Origin of the sequence: Paenibacillus sp. Dod16 (assembly GCF_049893405.1) — a bacterium.
GTDB lineage: Bacteria > Bacillota > Bacilli > Paenibacillales > Paenibacillaceae > Paenibacillus_AQ.
The window spans coordinates 14813-30999 of record NZ_JBNDYG010000021.1 but is presented as its reverse complement, the minus strand read 5'-3'; the positions used below and the strand labels follow the sequence as shown (position 1 = coordinate 30999).

Annotated in this window: 33 protein-coding genes; all 33 read left to right on the top strand. The window is 42.2% G+C overall.

Annotation, left to right across the window (positions count from 1 at the left end):
* Nucleotides 1-9 precede the first annotated feature (9 nt).
* The 33 genes from ACPV3A_RS16560 (at nt 10) to ACPV3A_RS16400 (ending at nt 16120) form a co-directional block, all read left to right on the top strand.
* Nucleotides 10-534 (top strand): crossover junction endodeoxyribonuclease RuvC, encoded by a 525-nt coding sequence (locus ACPV3A_RS16560; protein WP_426200312.1) that lies wholly within the window; start codon nt 10-12, stop codon nt 532-534.
* A gap of 82 nt (nt 535-616) precedes the next feature.
* Complete coding sequence (locus ACPV3A_RS16555) at nt 617-1174, top strand: dUTP diphosphatase (RefSeq protein ID WP_426200310.1); 558 nt, start codon at nt 617-619, stop codon at nt 1172-1174.
* A 29-nt stretch (nt 1175-1203) separates the two neighbouring features.
* Nucleotides 1204-1350 carry a hypothetical protein gene (locus ACPV3A_RS16550; RefSeq protein WP_426200309.1) on the top strand — a complete coding sequence of 49 codons (147 nt, stop codon included), beginning with the start codon at nt 1204-1206 and terminating at the stop codon, nt 1348-1350.
* Between the two features lie 356 nt (nt 1351-1706).
* Nucleotides 1707-2111: a hypothetical protein gene (locus tag ACPV3A_RS16545; RefSeq protein WP_426200308.1), complete on the top strand. Its 405-nt coding sequence runs from the start codon at nt 1707-1709 to the stop codon at nt 2109-2111.
* Between the two features lie 22 nt (nt 2112-2133).
* Entirely contained in the window at nt 2134-2370 is a 237-nt protein-coding gene (locus tag ACPV3A_RS16540; protein ID WP_426200307.1) for a hypothetical protein, read from the top strand.
* Between the two features lie 51 nt (nt 2371-2421).
* Nucleotides 2422-2757: a hypothetical protein gene (locus ACPV3A_RS16535; RefSeq protein WP_426200306.1), complete on the top strand. Its 336-nt coding sequence runs from the start codon at nt 2422-2424 to the stop codon at nt 2755-2757.
* 66 nt (nt 2758-2823) lie between these two features.
* Nucleotides 2824-3282 carry a YopX family protein gene (locus ACPV3A_RS16530; protein WP_426200304.1) on the top strand — a complete coding sequence of 153 codons (459 nt, stop codon included), beginning with the start codon at nt 2824-2826 and terminating at the stop codon, nt 3280-3282.
* Nucleotides 3283-3285: 3 nt separating this feature from the next.
* A complete protein-coding gene (locus tag ACPV3A_RS16525; protein ID WP_426200303.1) occupies nt 3286-3453 on the top strand; it encodes a hypothetical protein in 168 nt (55 codons plus the stop codon).
* Entirely contained in the window at nt 3446-3754 is a 309-nt protein-coding gene (locus ACPV3A_RS16520) for a hypothetical protein (protein WP_426200302.1), read from the top strand. The genes ACPV3A_RS16525 and ACPV3A_RS16520 overlap by 8 nt, the downstream gene beginning before the upstream one ends.
* The gene (locus ACPV3A_RS16515) at nt 3751-4104 is read left to right on the top strand and encodes a hypothetical protein (protein ID WP_426200301.1); all 354 of its coding nucleotides are present in this window, start codon (nt 3751-3753) and stop codon (nt 4102-4104) included. Before ACPV3A_RS16520 ends, ACPV3A_RS16515 begins: the two co-directional genes overlap by 4 nt.
* Nucleotides 4101-4316 carry a hypothetical protein gene (locus tag ACPV3A_RS16510; protein WP_426200300.1) on the top strand — a complete coding sequence of 72 codons (216 nt, stop codon included), beginning with the start codon at nt 4101-4103 and terminating at the stop codon, nt 4314-4316. The genes ACPV3A_RS16515 and ACPV3A_RS16510 overlap by 4 nt, the downstream gene beginning before the upstream one ends.
* Nucleotides 4313-4588, top strand: a complete 276-nt coding sequence (locus ACPV3A_RS16505; protein WP_251535377.1) for a hypothetical protein — start codon at nt 4313-4315, stop codon at nt 4586-4588. Before ACPV3A_RS16510 ends, ACPV3A_RS16505 begins: the two co-directional genes overlap by 4 nt.
* A 2-nt stretch (nt 4589-4590) precedes the next feature.
* Nucleotides 4591-4800: a hypothetical protein gene (locus tag ACPV3A_RS16500; RefSeq protein ID WP_426200299.1), complete on the top strand. Its 210-nt coding sequence runs from the start codon at nt 4591-4593 to the stop codon at nt 4798-4800.
* Between the two features lie 101 nt (nt 4801-4901).
* A complete protein-coding gene (locus ACPV3A_RS16495) occupies nt 4902-5366 on the top strand; it encodes an ArpU family phage packaging/lysis transcriptional regulator (RefSeq protein ID WP_426200298.1) in 465 nt (154 codons plus the stop codon).
* A gap of 12 nt (nt 5367-5378) precedes the next feature.
* Nucleotides 5379-5597 carry a hypothetical protein gene (locus ACPV3A_RS16490; protein ID WP_426200297.1) on the top strand — a complete coding sequence of 73 codons (219 nt, stop codon included), beginning with the start codon at nt 5379-5381 and terminating at the stop codon, nt 5595-5597.
* A gap of 528 nt (nt 5598-6125) precedes the next feature.
* Nucleotides 6126-6275, top strand: coding sequence for a hypothetical protein (locus ACPV3A_RS16485; RefSeq protein WP_426200296.1), 150 nt, complete (start codon nt 6126-6128; stop codon nt 6273-6275).
* Entirely contained in the window at nt 6272-6502 is a 231-nt protein-coding gene (locus ACPV3A_RS16480; protein ID WP_426200295.1) for a hypothetical protein, read from the top strand. Before ACPV3A_RS16485 ends, ACPV3A_RS16480 begins: the two co-directional genes overlap by 4 nt.
* Entirely contained in the window at nt 6499-6798 is a 300-nt protein-coding gene (locus ACPV3A_RS16475) for an HNH endonuclease (RefSeq protein ID WP_426200294.1), read from the top strand. Before ACPV3A_RS16480 ends, ACPV3A_RS16475 begins: the two co-directional genes overlap by 4 nt.
* Nucleotides 6795-7091, top strand: coding sequence for a hypothetical protein (locus tag ACPV3A_RS16470; RefSeq protein WP_426200293.1), 297 nt, complete (start codon nt 6795-6797; stop codon nt 7089-7091). The genes ACPV3A_RS16475 and ACPV3A_RS16470 overlap by 4 nt, the downstream gene beginning before the upstream one ends.
* Nucleotides 7092-7235: 144 nt before the next feature.
* Nucleotides 7236-7601 carry a hypothetical protein gene (locus tag ACPV3A_RS16465; protein WP_426200292.1) on the top strand — a complete coding sequence of 122 codons (366 nt, stop codon included), beginning with the start codon at nt 7236-7238 and terminating at the stop codon, nt 7599-7601.
* The gene (locus ACPV3A_RS16460; RefSeq protein ID WP_426200290.1) at nt 7598-9265 is read left to right on the top strand and encodes a terminase large subunit; all 1668 of its coding nucleotides are present in this window, start codon (nt 7598-7600) and stop codon (nt 9263-9265) included. Before ACPV3A_RS16465 ends, ACPV3A_RS16460 begins: the two co-directional genes overlap by 4 nt.
* A gap of 13 nt (nt 9266-9278) precedes the next feature.
* The gene (locus tag ACPV3A_RS16455) at nt 9279-10427 is read left to right on the top strand and encodes a phage portal protein (protein ID WP_426200289.1); all 1149 of its coding nucleotides are present in this window, start codon (nt 9279-9281) and stop codon (nt 10425-10427) included.
* Nucleotides 10428-10440: 13 nt separating this feature from the next.
* Complete coding sequence (locus ACPV3A_RS16450) at nt 10441-11154, top strand: head maturation protease, ClpP-related (protein ID WP_426200287.1); 714 nt, start codon at nt 10441-10443, stop codon at nt 11152-11154.
* Nucleotides 11151-12392 carry a phage major capsid protein gene (locus tag ACPV3A_RS16445; RefSeq protein WP_426200286.1) on the top strand — a complete coding sequence of 414 codons (1242 nt, stop codon included), beginning with the start codon at nt 11151-11153 and terminating at the stop codon, nt 12390-12392. The genes ACPV3A_RS16450 and ACPV3A_RS16445 overlap by 4 nt, the downstream gene beginning before the upstream one ends.
* Before the next feature lie 13 nt (nt 12393-12405).
* Nucleotides 12406-12567, top strand: a complete 162-nt coding sequence (locus ACPV3A_RS16440) for a hypothetical protein (RefSeq protein ID WP_426200285.1) — start codon at nt 12406-12408, stop codon at nt 12565-12567.
* Between the two features lie 2 nt (nt 12568-12569).
* Nucleotides 12570-12863: a head-tail connector protein gene (locus tag ACPV3A_RS16435; RefSeq protein ID WP_426200284.1), complete on the top strand. Its 294-nt coding sequence runs from the start codon at nt 12570-12572 to the stop codon at nt 12861-12863.
* A complete protein-coding gene (locus tag ACPV3A_RS16430; RefSeq protein WP_426200283.1) occupies nt 12860-13171 on the top strand; it encodes a phage head closure protein in 312 nt (103 codons plus the stop codon). Before ACPV3A_RS16435 ends, ACPV3A_RS16430 begins: the two co-directional genes overlap by 4 nt.
* Nucleotides 13172-13173: 2 nt before the next feature.
* On the top strand, nt 13174-13623 hold the full coding sequence (locus tag ACPV3A_RS16425; RefSeq protein WP_426200282.1) for an HK97 gp10 family phage protein: 450 nt from the start codon (nt 13174-13176) through the stop codon (nt 13621-13623).
* 6 nt (nt 13624-13629) lie between these two features.
* Nucleotides 13630-14016 carry a DUF3168 domain-containing protein gene (locus ACPV3A_RS16420; protein WP_426200280.1) on the top strand — a complete coding sequence of 129 codons (387 nt, stop codon included), beginning with the start codon at nt 13630-13632 and terminating at the stop codon, nt 14014-14016.
* 5 nt (nt 14017-14021) lie between these two features.
* Nucleotides 14022-14426 carry a phage tail tube protein gene (locus ACPV3A_RS16415; protein ID WP_426200279.1) on the top strand — a complete coding sequence of 135 codons (405 nt, stop codon included), beginning with the start codon at nt 14022-14024 and terminating at the stop codon, nt 14424-14426.
* Between the two features lie 49 nt (nt 14427-14475).
* Nucleotides 14476-14838: a hypothetical protein gene (locus ACPV3A_RS16410; RefSeq protein ID WP_426200277.1), complete on the top strand. Its 363-nt coding sequence runs from the start codon at nt 14476-14478 to the stop codon at nt 14836-14838.
* 20 nt (nt 14839-14858) lie between these two features.
* Entirely contained in the window at nt 14859-15158 is a 300-nt protein-coding gene (locus ACPV3A_RS16405) for a hypothetical protein (RefSeq protein ID WP_426200276.1), read from the top strand.
* A gap of 44 nt (nt 15159-15202) precedes the next feature.
* On the top strand, nt 15203-16120 hold the full coding sequence (locus ACPV3A_RS16400; RefSeq protein ID WP_426200275.1) for a hypothetical protein: 918 nt from the start codon (nt 15203-15205) through the stop codon (nt 16118-16120).
* Nucleotides 16121-16187 lie beyond the last annotated feature (67 nt).

Below are 16187 nucleotides of genomic sequence, written 5' to 3'. Positions count from 1 at the left end.
GATAACGAAATGACAAGGTATGTAGGTATTGACCCAAGTGGAGAAACAGGAATAGCACTGATAGACATGCACGGCAATTACTTGGACGGTTTAGAGATTGCTCCTGAAATAGAAAACAAAACAGTAAAGATATGTGAAATCGTAGAAGGGATATTCGACAATCTTGAAGCAGATGACGTGGTGGCGATTGAAGGATTCAGTTATGGATCCAAGGGTCAAGGAATAGATTTTCAATTCGGTTTGGGGCATGCAATCAGACTGGAGTTATATCGGCAGGATATGAAATGGATCGAAGTGGCTCCAACTCAAGTAAAAAAATACGCAACTGGTAATCACCAAGCATCTAAAAACAACATGGTTCTTCCAATCTACAAACATTGGGGGTTCGAACATAACTCAGACAACGTGCGAGATGCCTTTGTTTTGGCTCAGATTGCCCGCGCTACACAAATCCTAACCGTAGGTACCAAATATCAAGAAGAAGTCATACAAGCGATTCTAGACCCTAAGCCAAAGAAGAAAAAGAAAGCATAAAGGGATAAGGCAATCAGTCGCACCCCGTTACACCCAATAAACCAAACTGGTGTTCCAGTGAATACAAATTATGGAGGTAAATATGAACCTTACAAAGCTGTTTGAAATGCAACGTGAACTGGATGAACGGATCGTCAAGGAAAAGGAATTGGAAGGAAAGGACCTGCTGCCGCAAAAGATTCTCGCGCTTCAGGTGGAGCTAGGGGAATGCGCGAATGAATGGCGAGGGTTCAAGTTCTGGAGTAAGGACCAACAGCCGCGAACACTTAAGGTTTATTCGGATCGTGATGCCTACTTAGAAACGAACCCACTTCTAGAAGAATACATTGATTGCTTGCACTTCATATTTTCGATTGGGATTGAACTCAGCCACAAAGAAGACCTTTCAAATGCTGATATGAACGAAGCGCTGAATTACGCACTTACTTATTTTGATGATAGAGACATTGTGGATCTGTTCAATAGTACCTTTGACAAAATTGGTGACTTATCTCAATTCACAAACAGGGGAAATTACATCCGGTCATTTGAAAAAATCATTCGCTTAAGTAAGGCGCTCGGCTTCACCTGGGAACAAATCGAAGCAGCATACATGGATAAGAACAAAACCAACCACGAACGTCAAAGTACCGGCTATTAACCCATTAACCCCCAAAGGAGCGATAAAGGATGCTAGGAAAAGCGAAAGAAATATTCAGCGACCTAATTGATGCCCGCGAATTGAACCAATGGTTAGAAGACCATCCAGAATCCGAAGTGCTCGTCAGCAGGAACAAGCTCAATGGGCATCGTTCCATCGGTCTTAATTATCTATAAATAGTTACCCCCATACCCTTATAAATAAGCGAAGCAGGTGAATCGTATGAAAAAATTCTTATGCATATTATTCGGACACAGACCAGTAAAAACACAGGAAAAAGACATGTTTGGTTACGAGTATGTTTGGCAGAAAGTTTACTGCAAAAGGTGCGGTAAAAGGCTGAATTAGCATGTTTCGAACGGGTTACAAATCATACCCCATATAAGGAGAGATAACGGATGGATACTAAAACTAAACCATGCGTACGATGCAATTTTGATGATGAATTTATAACTGACTATAAAGAGGACGGAACGGAGTATGTGTTTTGTGGTAATTGCGGTCAAATTGTAGAGCCGGAGGGCAGATAACAATGAGCGAACAGAACAAGATAGACGAGATAACAGAAGATTTGAACGAGGTTGCTGATGAGGTTTGGGAAAAAGACGTGTTCGATGTTATTACCAATCAGGACGGAAAAATCATTGCGGAGGTATTTGATAAGGACGCTGCTCAACTTTTCGCCAAATCCAACCAATACATCACATACCTATTACAAGAGATCGAACGCCTACAAGGAGAAGTAGAGTTCTGGAAGATTTCAGCAGAGAACCAACAGCAGAACAACTTCAGGTTCATGGCAGAGATCGAACGCAAGGATGAAGCGCTGAAGAAAATATCTGAATATGACGTTTCAGAAGAACACGGCACTATAGACGAATGGAGCGAATCACAAGGGTTCACTGCATGCCAAAAGATCGCTAGGGAAGCCCTATAAACCCAAGGAGGGATAAGACGGAATGCTCAGACTTAATTGGGAGCAGCACCGGCAGTTAGTCGATAGGATAGCAGACACTCCAGAAGGTGAATGGACACATATGGTCAGAGGGAAGAAGGTCAGATTCGAGCGCCGGGCGTTATCTTGTGGTCATGATACGGTATTTTTCCGTGGCGAGGATTACGTAGGGCGATGGGTTGCAATGAATTGGGCGAAGGAAGCAGTAAAGATAGAGCCTGAGCAATTAACCCTATTTTAACCACAGGGGAGTCTAATCCCTCCCCTACCTAACTATAAGGAGGAAATAAACATGCGTGAATCAGTTGATTGCCCTTATTGCGAACATGAAAACGATATGTCAGATGCCTTATGTGATGGTGTCCCAAGTGACAATAAATTTGATTGGGAATGCGAGAATTGCGAGAAAGAGTTTGAAGTGTATGTTGAGTTTGATCCGAGTTACAGCGCGAGTGAAATCGTTATTATCAATTGCGGTAGCTGTGGAAAAGAGACAAGGGACATTTACGAAGATGGCAGGGTGTTTCCGTTTCCAGAAGCATTGATCGGTAAAAAGGTTTGCAGAGAATGTTGGCTTGAAGCATACAGGCAAGAGTTGGATAACTCCGAGTCGACCGAATCAGCCTAGGCGTAAGCCGGGGGCCGTATAAGGCCCTTCAGGTTTCCATCCCTTTAGAGAGGAAGAAGAGAAGATATGAGAGATTACAAGTTTCGTGGCAAGCGAATAGATAACGGTGAGTGGGTGTATGGCGACCTAATGACTGGCAAGAATCCAAGCATTACTTGGTGGAAGCCTGTAGGAGAACAATCCTATGAAATTGACTGTGCCGATGTCGATCCCGAAACAGTAGGTCAAGTATTTGATTTTGGCGACAAGGAAGAAAACGAACTTTATCCGGGTGACATCATAAAGACTGTTCATACACGCGCTTCTGAAAATGCTTCAAGTGACGATCCATTCAGTAATACAGCGACCGGATACGAAGAATATGAAAAAGTCGGATTAATTGAATATCACCGAGGATACACCTTCGGCCCTCGTTTGCGATGGAAAAAGGGACACATGATGATTCCAAACACTTCCACACTATGGAGGATGAAAGCTGTAAAACTCGGCAACCGCTGGGACAATCCCGATCTATTGGAGGGGTAGAGAATGACACACTTTACCATGATCAAAAAAGAGACTGGCGAAGAAGTTGGTTGCTCGAATGGTATTTTGCCTGTAAAAGTACTCGATTTGATGGGTGTCGAGTTGAAAGAAAGTGACGCGGAAAATTGCTCGGATTGTAACGAGGATTTATTGGAGGGTGGATATGAATAACCAAGTAAAGCTAATAGATGCCGACAAATTGAGGATTTGGCTTGCTAAAAGAATGCACCATCCTAGAATTTATGGCGATCCATTCAAATGTGTCTTAGACGCTATGCTAAATGGTGAATTTGACCCTGACACCCCACCAGTACCCACCATTAAGCCGGGAGATAAGGTTTACCACAAACGGTTCAAAGCTCAAGGAAAAGTTAAAAAAATATCCGCTAGTGGAAAACGTGCATATGTAGTGTGGTTTGACGGGTATGTCCCATCATATGTCAGTCTAGATAGTTTGGAGGTAGTGGAATGAGTAGAGACTGGCAAAAGGATATGGAGACCGTAGAACGATTTAAGTACTTTCAGACGCTTTGTCACGGAATCCCGATGTTAGTACACGGACAAACAGAAGCCCCAGAACCTGTAGAAGTAGCGCTGGAATATTGGCTCCAACAATACGCAGCAGAAGAGCGACACAATGTGAAGTTGTGTAAACAGATTCTTGAAACAGAACTCAGGGAAAAGAAGCTAAGGGAAGCAATAGATAAAGCAATAAGAGAATATGGTCTATGGCATGACGAAGGATCGGCAGCCAATGTAATGGTTGAAATACTGCATAATGCTGTGACACCCCTTTATCCAAAGGAGGAAACCAAACCATGATCAACTGGATAGAGTACGATCCACACAGCCGAGATATTGAAAGCCACGTACCCCATCTTGTATCGAATGGTGAACGATTTATGGTAGCTGAACACCAGAAAAGCTTGGATGGTGATGGCTATGAATGGCGGCATGCTAACGCAGGGTACAAGGTTAGCGGCGTAACACATTGGTCACCCATCAACCTTCCAGGGGAGGAAACAACCGAATGAACATTAAGGACTTTGAACGATTCCGAATCGATAGCAACTCATTCTGCTTTATGGATATCGAAAAAATTGGACACCACAGCAACAATGGGTTTATGGCAACGGCATATCTAATGGGGGCAACAGAGAAATATATCCAGCAAAAAGTGGAGGTAAGGAAAAAGGAAAGGCAAGTGGCATTGATTACGTACCACTACAGCGATGCTGAAATACCAGAATACTGGCGTGATGCTGAAGTTCTGTTTTCTTGGACTGAGCCGGTCAAGGAGGAATAACAGTGACACCTAACACCGTAAAAGCACAATCGCATTGGGTTTGGACGGACAAAGCAGAGAAACAAAACCCTCAGCGTTCAAAGGCTGGTACACCTATATGGCCTCATTACCTACAGAATGCACCAGAACAGTGGCTAACGGATGGATTGATATGTGATGCAAGTGAGTATATAGCTGAAGGGCAAACGGACTTATTTGATTATATTAAGTAGAAAAGTGCAAACACATTGGGTAAATATGATAAAATAAGCATAGGTTATACCCGGAAACACAGGAAACGCATGTAAATTTGTACAAAAGGGTGGTGAATACGTTGAGAGCAGAAGCAAGAGACGTGTTCCAACTGGCGCTAATGGAAATCAACCGTGAAGAGACTCGCCGCAGAGTGGGACAAGAGTTAGAACGGGCCAGAATATATAAAATGGTCGGATTTGTCCGTAGAGAAACACAACAAACTCCATCATACGAACCTCGCTACCACGGAGCCACTAACACCACGTCAAATCAGATCGAGAATGTCGCTATTTTCAACGTAGATACAGAAGCAAGACTAAAACAATCCTATGACCGTGTAAACGCTGCTCTAAGGGGCCTGAGCCGCATGGAAAAGGACATAATCAATATGAGATACTTAGATGAGGAAGACGTGCAGGATTTTAGCGTATACAATGAGCTGGCGCTGTCTGAACGGAGCTATTACCGGAGGAAGTCACGAGCATTATACAAGATGGCTTTTGCAATGTGCTTGGAAGTGTACGTTGGTGAGGAAACGGCATAGGAGGTTTTATGAATGATTGAATGGATAAAAGTAGACCCGAATAACCCACCAGAAGGAAAGTACCTATTCTGGTATGACGGCAGTGTATTTGAGGGTTGGACTTTGAATGATGTGGATGAAGATGGTTATCCTCTTTGGGAAGCAAACGAATCACATATCAACAGCGCTTACGGGGTTAGATGGTATGCAAAAATCAATGAACCGCCAGAACCCCAAGAAGCGTACTTGTAAACAAAAAAATAGTGGCAGGAACTTGGCAGACTATTGGCAGATCATTAGGAAATAACCGTGTTATAGTTGTATCATGGGATATCGAATAAAGGACACCATAGAGGCATGAATGCCTTGGTTAACAGGTCGGCAAAGCGCCGGCCTTTTTATATGGGAGTGGTGAAATTCCTGACGATTACCATATACGGGTGAAGGACGCCGCGATAACTATACGGCACGGTCGCGGCGTACTATTATTTTTCGAACAACTCCTTAACATATCGAATACTCCACATAGTCTTTCAGAAAATAGGGAGTGTTAGTCCGGATGATCTGTAAGAAATGTATGAGAGAAATGAGTAGGATTGACCACAGATATGAAGGTGGAAAGTTTTATGAGTCCTACAAATGTAGCGAATGTAAACGATGGTGCGAAGGTAGGTTGGTGAAGGGTTCACTGAAAGAGGTCACTTGGCATCAAAATAATGAACAGGAGAGTCGCTGATAACTCAGCGGCTTTTTTTATTTGCATAAGAAAGGGTGGGAGTGGTGAAGAAAAAGATCGTTATCGAATTAGATGTCGTTAAGGGTGAAGTAGTCATGGATAACCCAGATGAACTAACTAACTTTGAAGTAATAGGATTATTGGAATATGTAAAGATGACAGTATTTGAAGGTACGGGGGAGGTGTTAGAGTGAGTAAACATAACGAAAGCAAAAGCGGTGGTATTGGAGTGTTAGGATTGCTTGGGGTTGCGTTTGTGGTATTGAAGCTAATCGGAGTAATTGATTGGTCATGGTGGTGGGTGACGTTGCCTTTTTGGGGTGGAATAGCTCTAGTTCTTATTATCATAGTTGCTATACATCTTGTAAGTGCAGTGATTGAAGTGATTGAGCAAAGGCAAAGGAATAACAGGCGCCAATGAAACCATGGGCAAAGAAGTTCTACAATTCGCGAGCCTGGAAAGAGTGTAGAGCTTCATACATCGTAAAGGTACATGGTCTATGTGAGAGATGCAGTAAGCCAGGAAAGATAGTCCACCATAAGAAGTACCTAACACCATATAACATAAACAATCCAAACATTACTCTTAGTCACGATAACCTAGAGTATGTATGTCAAGACTGTCACAACAACGAACACCATGGTGATGGACCAGCAGGGCAAGGGCTTATGTTTGATGAGGAAGGGAATCTAATACAGAGGGGTGAGGGACTATGATTGGAGAAAATCATACTGTTACGCTAAACAATGAAGGTCTTCATATTGATGGAGTGAAGCTTGAAAAGGGAAATGTGTTTGTGGTCAATGAACGTGGAAAGATTGAGGTGTTCAACCAACAAGCGGCACTTATATTCATTCAAGAAAAGGTCGGTGGCATGAGAGGGAATATCAAGGTATATCAAGATGGCGCTGAGGTACAAGGGATAAGATCCATAAACATAAGCGCACATGTAGATGATGTTACCACTCACACTATTGAATACATTACAGGATGCACAAAGAAAAAATAGGAAATATAACGCTTTAGTACTGTAAAGCGTCACCCCCCCATATGCTTTAGTTGACTAAAGTGCCTAAGACCGATGTGTCCACACCAATTTTAACGCGTGATAAATTCACGTGACCCCCTACCCTGAAAGGAGGCGATATATACAATGAAATCGGGGGATATACCAAAAGATCAACGGATTGAAAAAGAAAAGAACCGGCTTAAACGGATTTACAAGGAAATGTCCAAAGATAAGAAGGACTTGATTGAGGGATTAATCCAACGAGCAGCGTATATGCGCATTACCTTGGAGGATTACGAGGCGGACCTTGATGAACATGGCTATGTGGAGTTGTTTTCCCAATCAGACAAAACAGATCCATACGAACGAGAACGTCCGGTAGCGAGATTGTACAATACGATGAATAAGAACTATCAAAGTATCATTAAACAATTAACAGAATCGCTGCCAAAAGGAAATAATGAAGACAAGGATGAATTATTGGATTTTTTGGCTGGTGGTAAACGTTGATTGAACTAGAATTATATTTCACAAGTTTACTTGATGGGAAAATAATAGCCTGTGACAAGATGAAACGCGTTTCTAATATGTTACTTGAAGATTTTTATAATCCCAAGGAGTTTCATTACGATCATGAAATCGCATCAAAACATATTAATTTTATTGAGACGTTCATAAAGTTACCAAGTGGGAAAATTGGAACACCGCTACAATTAGAGTTGTTCCAAAAGGCACGATTTCAAGCTGTTTTTGGATTTGTGGATGATAATGATCTCCGACAATATAACGAGGTTCTAATTATTGAGGCTCGAAAAAACGGAAAAACGACTGAAAATGCTGCAGTTGAAATAGATTTGCTCATAAATGATGATGAGGGGTCACCACAAATTTATAACGTGGCAACCATGTTAGAACAAGCTAAGCTCGGTTTTAACGCCGCTCATAAAATGATTCAGCAGTCACCAATGTTGAGCAAACACGTAAGAAAGAGAGCAAATGACTTATATTTCCCTCTTAATTTTGGGTTTATCAAAGCATTAGCCAGTAATACGAACTCCCTTGATGGGCTAGATGTACACGGAGCAGTAATTGATGAATTAGCAGCGATTAAAAACCGCGATATATACGATTTAGTTAAACAAGCGATGGGAGCAAGACAACAGCCATTGCTTTTTTCTATTACGACAAACGGTTTTGTTCGGGAAGGCATTTTTGATTCCCAGTATGAATATGCAACGAATTTACTTTATGGGAAATTGAGTCAACCCAACAGACGTTTTCTCCCGTTTATTTATGAATTAGATGATCGGGACGAATGGGATAAGGAAGAGTGTTGGATCAAAGCAAACCCTGGTCTTGGAACGATTAAAAGTGTTGATTATCTTAGACAAATGGTAGAAAAAGCAAAAGACGATCCTTCTTTCAAACCTACTGTTATGGTAAAGGACTTCAACATGAAGGAGAACTCTGCAAGTGCTTGGCTGACATGGAACGAAATCGAAAACAAAACAAAATTCGACTTTAAAAAGATGGGCTTCCGTTATGCCATCGGCGGGTTTGATGCTGCTGATACCACGGACTTAAACAGTGCCAAGGTGTTATGTATGCGGCCTAATGACCCTAATATTTATCTTAAGTCCATGTACTGGATGCCAGAAGATGTTCTGAATCAAATGACTCAAGACGGGAACCGGAGGGAACGTGATAACGTTCCTTATTTAATTTGGGAAAGAAAAGGACTTCTGAGGACTTATCCAGGAAACAAGGTTGATAAACGGGTATTCTTGGATTGGTTCAAGGAACTACGTGAAGAGGAAGATCTTTATGTCTTATACATCGGATATGATCCTTGGCACATAGATGATAGCTTACTTAGGGAATTCCACAATGAGTTCGGGAAAGACAGTATGATTCCAATACGACAAGGTCCTGCAACGATGTCACAGCCATTGAAGGAATTAAAGGCTGATCTGAAGGCACATAGGATCATTCACAATAGCAACCCGATAGACATGTGGAACCTGAGTAATGCAGAGATTAAAGCAGATATTAACGGGAATATACAACTTGTTAAGGGATTAGATAACCGTAAGCGCATTGACGGAGTGGTGTCATTGGCTTGCGGTTATATTGTGTTGAAAGATAAATGGGACGAGTATTCAAACTTGATCTAAAGGGGGTGATGAATTGGGTTTGTTAGATCGCTTTAAGAATAGGGCCGTTACTGTCACTAAATATCAAATGGTAGTCGATAACGGCGGTGGTTTTTWCTCATGGAATGGTAACCTCTACAAATCGGACATTGTACGAGCAGCTATTAGACCGAAGGCAAGGGCCATAGGCAAGGCTGTAGCCAAACATCTACGACAAGGTACTGACGGGACTAAAATCAATCCTGACGTGTATCTTAGGTTCTTGCTTGAGGAACCAAATCCGTACATGACCGGACAACAATTGCAAGAAAAGCTTATCACACAACTTGAATTGAATAACAATGCTTTTGCATTTATCAATCGTGATGACAACGGGTATCCAACAGAAATCTATCCAATTACGGCTGTTGCAACTGAAGCAATCCAAGATAGCGCCGGTACTCTATATTTACGTTTCAACTTACGAACCGGGAAAACTGTGACGTTTAAGTATGCAGATATCATTCATTTGCGTAAAGACTTTAACGACAATGAAGTTTTCGGTGATTCTCCTGGACAGGTCTTAGCACCATTGATGGAAATCGTCAACACAACTGATCAAGGCATTGTGAAGGCAATCAAGAACTCCAATATCATTCGATGGCTATTGAAGTTCAACCAGACGCTCAGACCAGAGGATATTAAAAAGAATACCAAAGAGTTCGTTGATAGTTTTCTTAATACAGAGACTTCCGAAACCATTGGAGCTGCTGCAACAGATGCCAAAATGGATGCTCAACAGGTAGAACCAAAGGATTATGTTCCTAACGAGAAGCAAATGGATGCAACAACGAAGAGGATCTATTCTTTCTTTAATACCAACGAGAAGATCATACAAGGCAGCTATACAGAGGATCAATGGATATCTTATTACGAATCAGCAATTGAGCCAGATATTGTTCAGTTGAGTGGTGAATACACCAGGAAGATATTCTCACGAAGAGAACGAGGGTTTGGAAACAAAATCATCTTTGAATCATCCAACCTAACATTTGCAAGCATGCAGACAAAGCTGAAATTGGTCGAGTTGGTTGATAGAGGAATCTTCAATCCAAACGAAGTGCGTGAGGTATTTAATAAAGCGCCTCGTGAGGGTGGAGATGAGTTTATAAGAAGACTTGATACTAGGCCGACTACGGAGTAAAGGGGGTGATTAAATGGCAAAGGTCAATATTAAAGGGCCTATTATCTCAAGTGATGAACAATGGATTTATGATTGGTTTGAAATCGAAGCAACCAGCCCGAAATCTGTAGCCAAAGAAATTGAAGCAGCTAACGGAGGTGATCTTGAAGTTGATATCAATTCCGGTGGTGGATCGGTGTTTGCTGGCTCAGAAATTTATACCGCCTTGAAGTCACACAAAGGCAATGTGACAGTGCGGATTGTCGGTTTAGCCGCTAGCGCTGCAAGTGTAATTGCGATGGCTGGCAAAAAGATCACCATGGCCCCAACTGCTCAAATGATGATTCATAACGTGTCCACTAGGGCTTCGGGTGATTACCGGGACATGGAACACATGGCTGGCATATTGAAGAGTGCGAATGAAACCATAGCCAATGCTTACAGATTAAAGAGCGGTATGACTCAAGAAGAATTGTTGGGCATGATGGACACAGAAACTTGGCTGACACCACAACAGGCTTTGAATTACAAGTTGATTGATGAAGTCATGTTTGAAAATGAAGTCCAACTTGTGGCTAGCTTTGGCCAATCGCAAATGCTGCCTAATGAAGTTATCGAAAAAATCAGAAACACAATTAAGGATCCGTTAGGTTCTCGACAACTTGAGAACAAAGCGGATTTTTTAATGCAACAAAAAGCAAATGCGCAATTAAAACTATTGAAACTCAGGGGAGATGAGAGGGAATGAAAAAAGAACAATACGTAGCACAACGCAAAACACTGATGGAAGAAGCGGAAAACATGATTACAGAAGGAAAGATCGAGGAATCGCAAGCGAAGATGCGAGAGGTCCAAGACCTTGACAACAAGTGGGAAAACATCAAGTTGGCTAACGCTAATTTGAATGCTCTTAAAGACAATGACAAAGTGACAGAGCTTGAAAACAAATCTGTTGATGTTAAAGGAGGTAAGACGTTGGAGAACATCCACGAAGCAAAACCAGTGAGCGAACAAAAGGTCTATGAAAATGCATGGGCCAAACATATGATGGGCCAAAAGCTCACGGGCGATGAGTCCGAAGTGTTCAACAAAGTGAATGCGGAATTCAATAACGCTTATACACACGATACAGGCAATACAGGTGTGTTGATTCCTACAACCGTAGCAGCCGGTATTTGGAGCCGCGCGGAGGAAATGTACCCTCTGTTCGCTGATGTGAAGAAGTTCGGTGTAAAAGGTAGATTTGTAATTAAAAAACATGTGTCTATTGACGCTGGTGACGCTGACTGGTACACAGAAGGAACGCCGACAGCAGATGAGCAAAACACGTTCGGCGAACTGGTTCTGGATGGTCATGAACTTTCCAAGGCTGTCACTGTGTCCTGGAAACTTAGAGCAATGGCAATTGAGGACTTTATCCCATACATCATTAACGAGCTCGGGGAGCGTGTAGGCGTGGCCCTTGGCGTATCGGTTGCACGTGGTACAGGAACAAATCAACCGCGTGGTGTTGAAACGGCGCTAATTGCACAGGCTGGAACGCCGCAAGTCGTTACTTACGATCCTGATAATGCTACAACTCCAGTTGATCTTTCCTATGGTCTTATCACAGAGGCGATTGGTAAAATTCATTCTTCCTACCTCTCTGGTTCTGCTATTTACGCTAACAATGGCACTATTTGGGGCCAACTTGCAAACCTGATGGATGCAATGGGCCGACCACTCTTCATTCCTGATGTTACATCTGGTGGTGTTGGTCGCATGTTCGGCATGGTGGTTAAGCCTGATGCTGGTTTGTCGGCTGGTAGCATCTTGATTGGCGATGCAAACAAAGGTTATGTGTTTAACACTAACGAACCTTTCTCGGTGGTTACAGAGGATCATGCCAAACAGCGTGTAACTGACTATGTTGCTTATGCCGTTGTGGACGGGGATGTAATGGACGAAAAAGCATTTGCATTGATTCGCAACGTACCAACACCATAAGGAGGGATGAACGATGAAATACGAAGTAATCAAAGAGTTTAAAGACAAAGAAACCAATGATATTTTAATCGTTGGTTCTTCTTATGAAACCGAGAAAAAACAACGGGCAAACGAATTGATTAAAGCGGGATTCCTTAAAGGTGACGAGAAACCGGACAAAAAAGATGGTGAATAACCATGCTTCTCGACAAGATTAAAAAAGCTTTGCGCATTACATCCTCTGCTTTTGATGAAGAGGTGGGGGATTTAATCGCGGCCTGTCAACATGATTTAAAGTTGTCTGGTGTGAGTGATGAAAAGGCGGCAGATGAATCTGATCCGCTTATTTTGCGTGCCATTACGGTATATGCCAAAGCGAACTTTGGTTTTGACAATCCCGATGCAGACCGGCTGCAATTATCTTACAACATGATCAAGACACATCTGACACTATCACAGGAGTACACTCCCAAGGAGGAAGTAACGCCATGATGTGGAGAGATGTTATCGACTTGATACCTGTTGTGGTTACTAAGAACGGTTACGGGGAGGAAGTCGAACAAGACGGAATCCCCAAAACTGTTTTCGCCAATAAGAAATCGGTGCGGCAAACGGAATTTTATCAAGCTATGGCAGCGGGAATGAAGCCGGAAATCGTATTTGAGGTTATGGTTGCTGATTACAGCGATGAACCCAAAGTGAAATACGGTGACGATAAGTATTACCGCGTTATACGCACCTATTCAGCCAATGACGAGCGCATAGAGTTGGTATGCTCCATTTACCCTATGGAGGAATAAAGATGGCTAAGAAGAGCGAAATAGTGGGTATGAAGGAACTTGAGAGGTCCATCAAGAAACTCGGTAGGGTGCCTCAAACTGTAGCAACCAAAGCGGCAGTTGCTGGTGCGCGGATTGCTTGGAGAGCCGCAAAGCGAAATGCTCCTGTGGAAGACGGTGACCTTAAAGGCGGTATCATCATGAAAGGTGAACGCCGGGTTAAGGTCGGGAAGAAAATGTATGACATTATGATGGATCCATCCAAGAATGATATCTTCGTTAAAATCTCTAAAGATGGCAAACGATCGTATTATCCAGCATCTCAGGAATACGGATTTATGACCGTTGATGGTGGCTATGTTCCCGGTTATCAATACATGAGGAAATCCATCGTTGAAAACTCTCATGAGATCGAAAGCAAGATTGTTGAAGTGGCAGCGAAAGCTATAGATAAAGTGTTAAGCGAGAGGTGATCAAGCTTGAATTTCGAAGAATCCTTAGCGTTTGAGCTTGAAACAATTCCAAGGTTAAAAGGTAAGGTTTATCCCGGTTTCTTGCCGGGGAAAACAGCGCCTTATCTTGTATATCTATCTAGTCCAGGACTTAGGACAAAGCAACTTGGTTCGGGCTATCTGGTTGGAAAAGAAGTAAGCCCCACCTTAAATATCATCACGACAAAGTACTCAGACTTAAAACCTTTGAGTGATCAAGTGGTTGATATTATCTTAAGTTTTCAAGGCCGCAGGATAGGTGTGGACGGGCCGTATATACAAGAAGTAACCTATCAGGAGCCTACAGAATTATACGAGTCAGAACCGAATTTATATCGATGTGTAATAGAATTTCAAGTTTATTTTGAGGGGTGATTATTTTGGCAAATAGAGCAGTAGGAACAAAATTAATGTTTGGTACAACTCCGGTTGCTGAACTTACATCGATTGGTGGTCTTGAATTGTCCGCTGATACGATTGATACAACCAGCTTGGATTCTGACGGAGGATACAGAACGTTCATCGGTGGATTCAAAGACGGTGGCGAGGTTTCAATTAGTGGATTCTTTAATCCAGGTGATGCAGGACAGGCAGCGGTATACGCGGCATTTAACACTGGAGCGACAACTGCCTGTGAGATTCAATTCCCGGCAGCGCTGAAGGCAAACTGGTCCTTTGATGCAGTCGTTACAGCATTCTCTACTGGCGCTGAATTGGAAGAAGCAATTTCTTTCGAAGCAACATTGAAAGTATCAGGGGAACCTACTTTAGAAATTACACCTTAATATAATGCCGGGACACGTCTCCCGGCTTTTTTCATGGAGGGATTAATTAATGGGTAAAAACGAATCTAAAAATGATGTAGTAATGATTAATTTGGATAGACCGCGTGAATTACGGTATGGACATAAAGCATTGAAGACATTGTTAGCTATGACAGGGAAGGACATTGATTCCATCGACATGGAAAACATCGATCTCGGAGATGTGGAAAAGTATATTTATTGCGGTTTGTTGTCAGATGCAAGGGCGAATGGGGAAACGCTTCAGCTCGAACAAATGGAGGATCTGCTGGATTGCGCACCTTCCATTAGCCACATCATGGAAAAAATGAACGAAGCATTCAGCGTTTCGTTTGGTTCGCTCGGTGCGGAGGGAAACCAGAAACAGCCGGAGGAGAATCCGGTACAAGCTTAGGTTTTAACTGGCAAGATTCTATGAAAGCGGCATTCGCTGTTGGGTTGAGTTTATCGGAATACAACGACATGACACCACATGAATTGAACTTATACATCAAAGGTTATAATGATCGATTGATCCGAGACAACAAGGAAGGATTAACATTGGCATATTTGACTGCTACTTGGGGCCGTTCGAAGAAACTTCCTGATCTCAAGAAGATCTTGAAGGAAGATAAGCCGAAAAAAGGACAAACACCAGAAGATATGCTAGGTATCGTGAAACAATTGAATGCCGCTTTTGGCGGTAAGGAAGTTGAGAAAAGTGTATGTAGTTAAAAACCTTGTAGTATGGTAAAATATACTACGAGGTGGATGAATAAATGGAATGTAATTACTATGTTTATGAATGGTTCTTTATTGACTCTGGTAAGGTATTCTATGTTGGAAAAGGCAAAGGCAGAAGGTATAGAGAAAAGAAAGATAGAAACGATAAATTCATTAAATACGTTAACAAGCTACCATGCTCCGTTAGAAAGGTCGCCGAGGGATTAACTGAGGAAAAAGCTTATGAAAAAGAAATTGAATTAATTGATTTTTATAAGCGATCTGGTCAATGTGATTGCAACTTCACTTGCGGAGGAGATGCACCACCAATTCACATAGGGGCAGATGCGCCCAACCGAAAGCGAGTAGTGCAATTAACCTTAGATGGCCAGTATGTGAAAACGTGGGATTATATAACGGAAATTGAAAAGGTATTAGGATTTCAGAATTCAGCTATAGTAGGTTGTTGTAAAGGCAAGAAAGGGCGGAAGTCTGTTGGAGGATTCCTTTGGGTCTATGAAGATGAGTATGATCAAGGGAGAACCTTTACCTACAATCGAAATACGAACGCAAAAAAAATTTTGCAATACCGACTTGACGGGACATTTGTCCGAGAGTGGGATAGCGCAAAGCAGATTAGTGAGGAACTGGGTTTTCGCAGGAGTGGATTATCTCTTTGCTTGAAAGGCAAACAAAAAACCTGTGAAGGGTTCATATGGATGTTTAAGAAAGGTAATAACATACCAAAAAACATCGAAGGGAAAACTGAATCCAGGGTTCCCACTCCAATCGTTCAACTCAGCTTAGATGGAGATTTTATAGCAAGACATAAGGATTGTGCTGATGCTGCTAGAAACCTTGGGAAAAACCACAATTCGAGCATAGTGAAGTGTTGTCAAAAAGAAAGAAAAACGGCTTACAAATTCAAATGGATGTTTGAATATGAATACGAGCAAACGAAGAACCGCATTTAGCGGTTCTTTTTTGTTTGCCAAGGGGGTGATTCGACCATGGCGGTTGTAAAGAACCTCATGGTCCGCT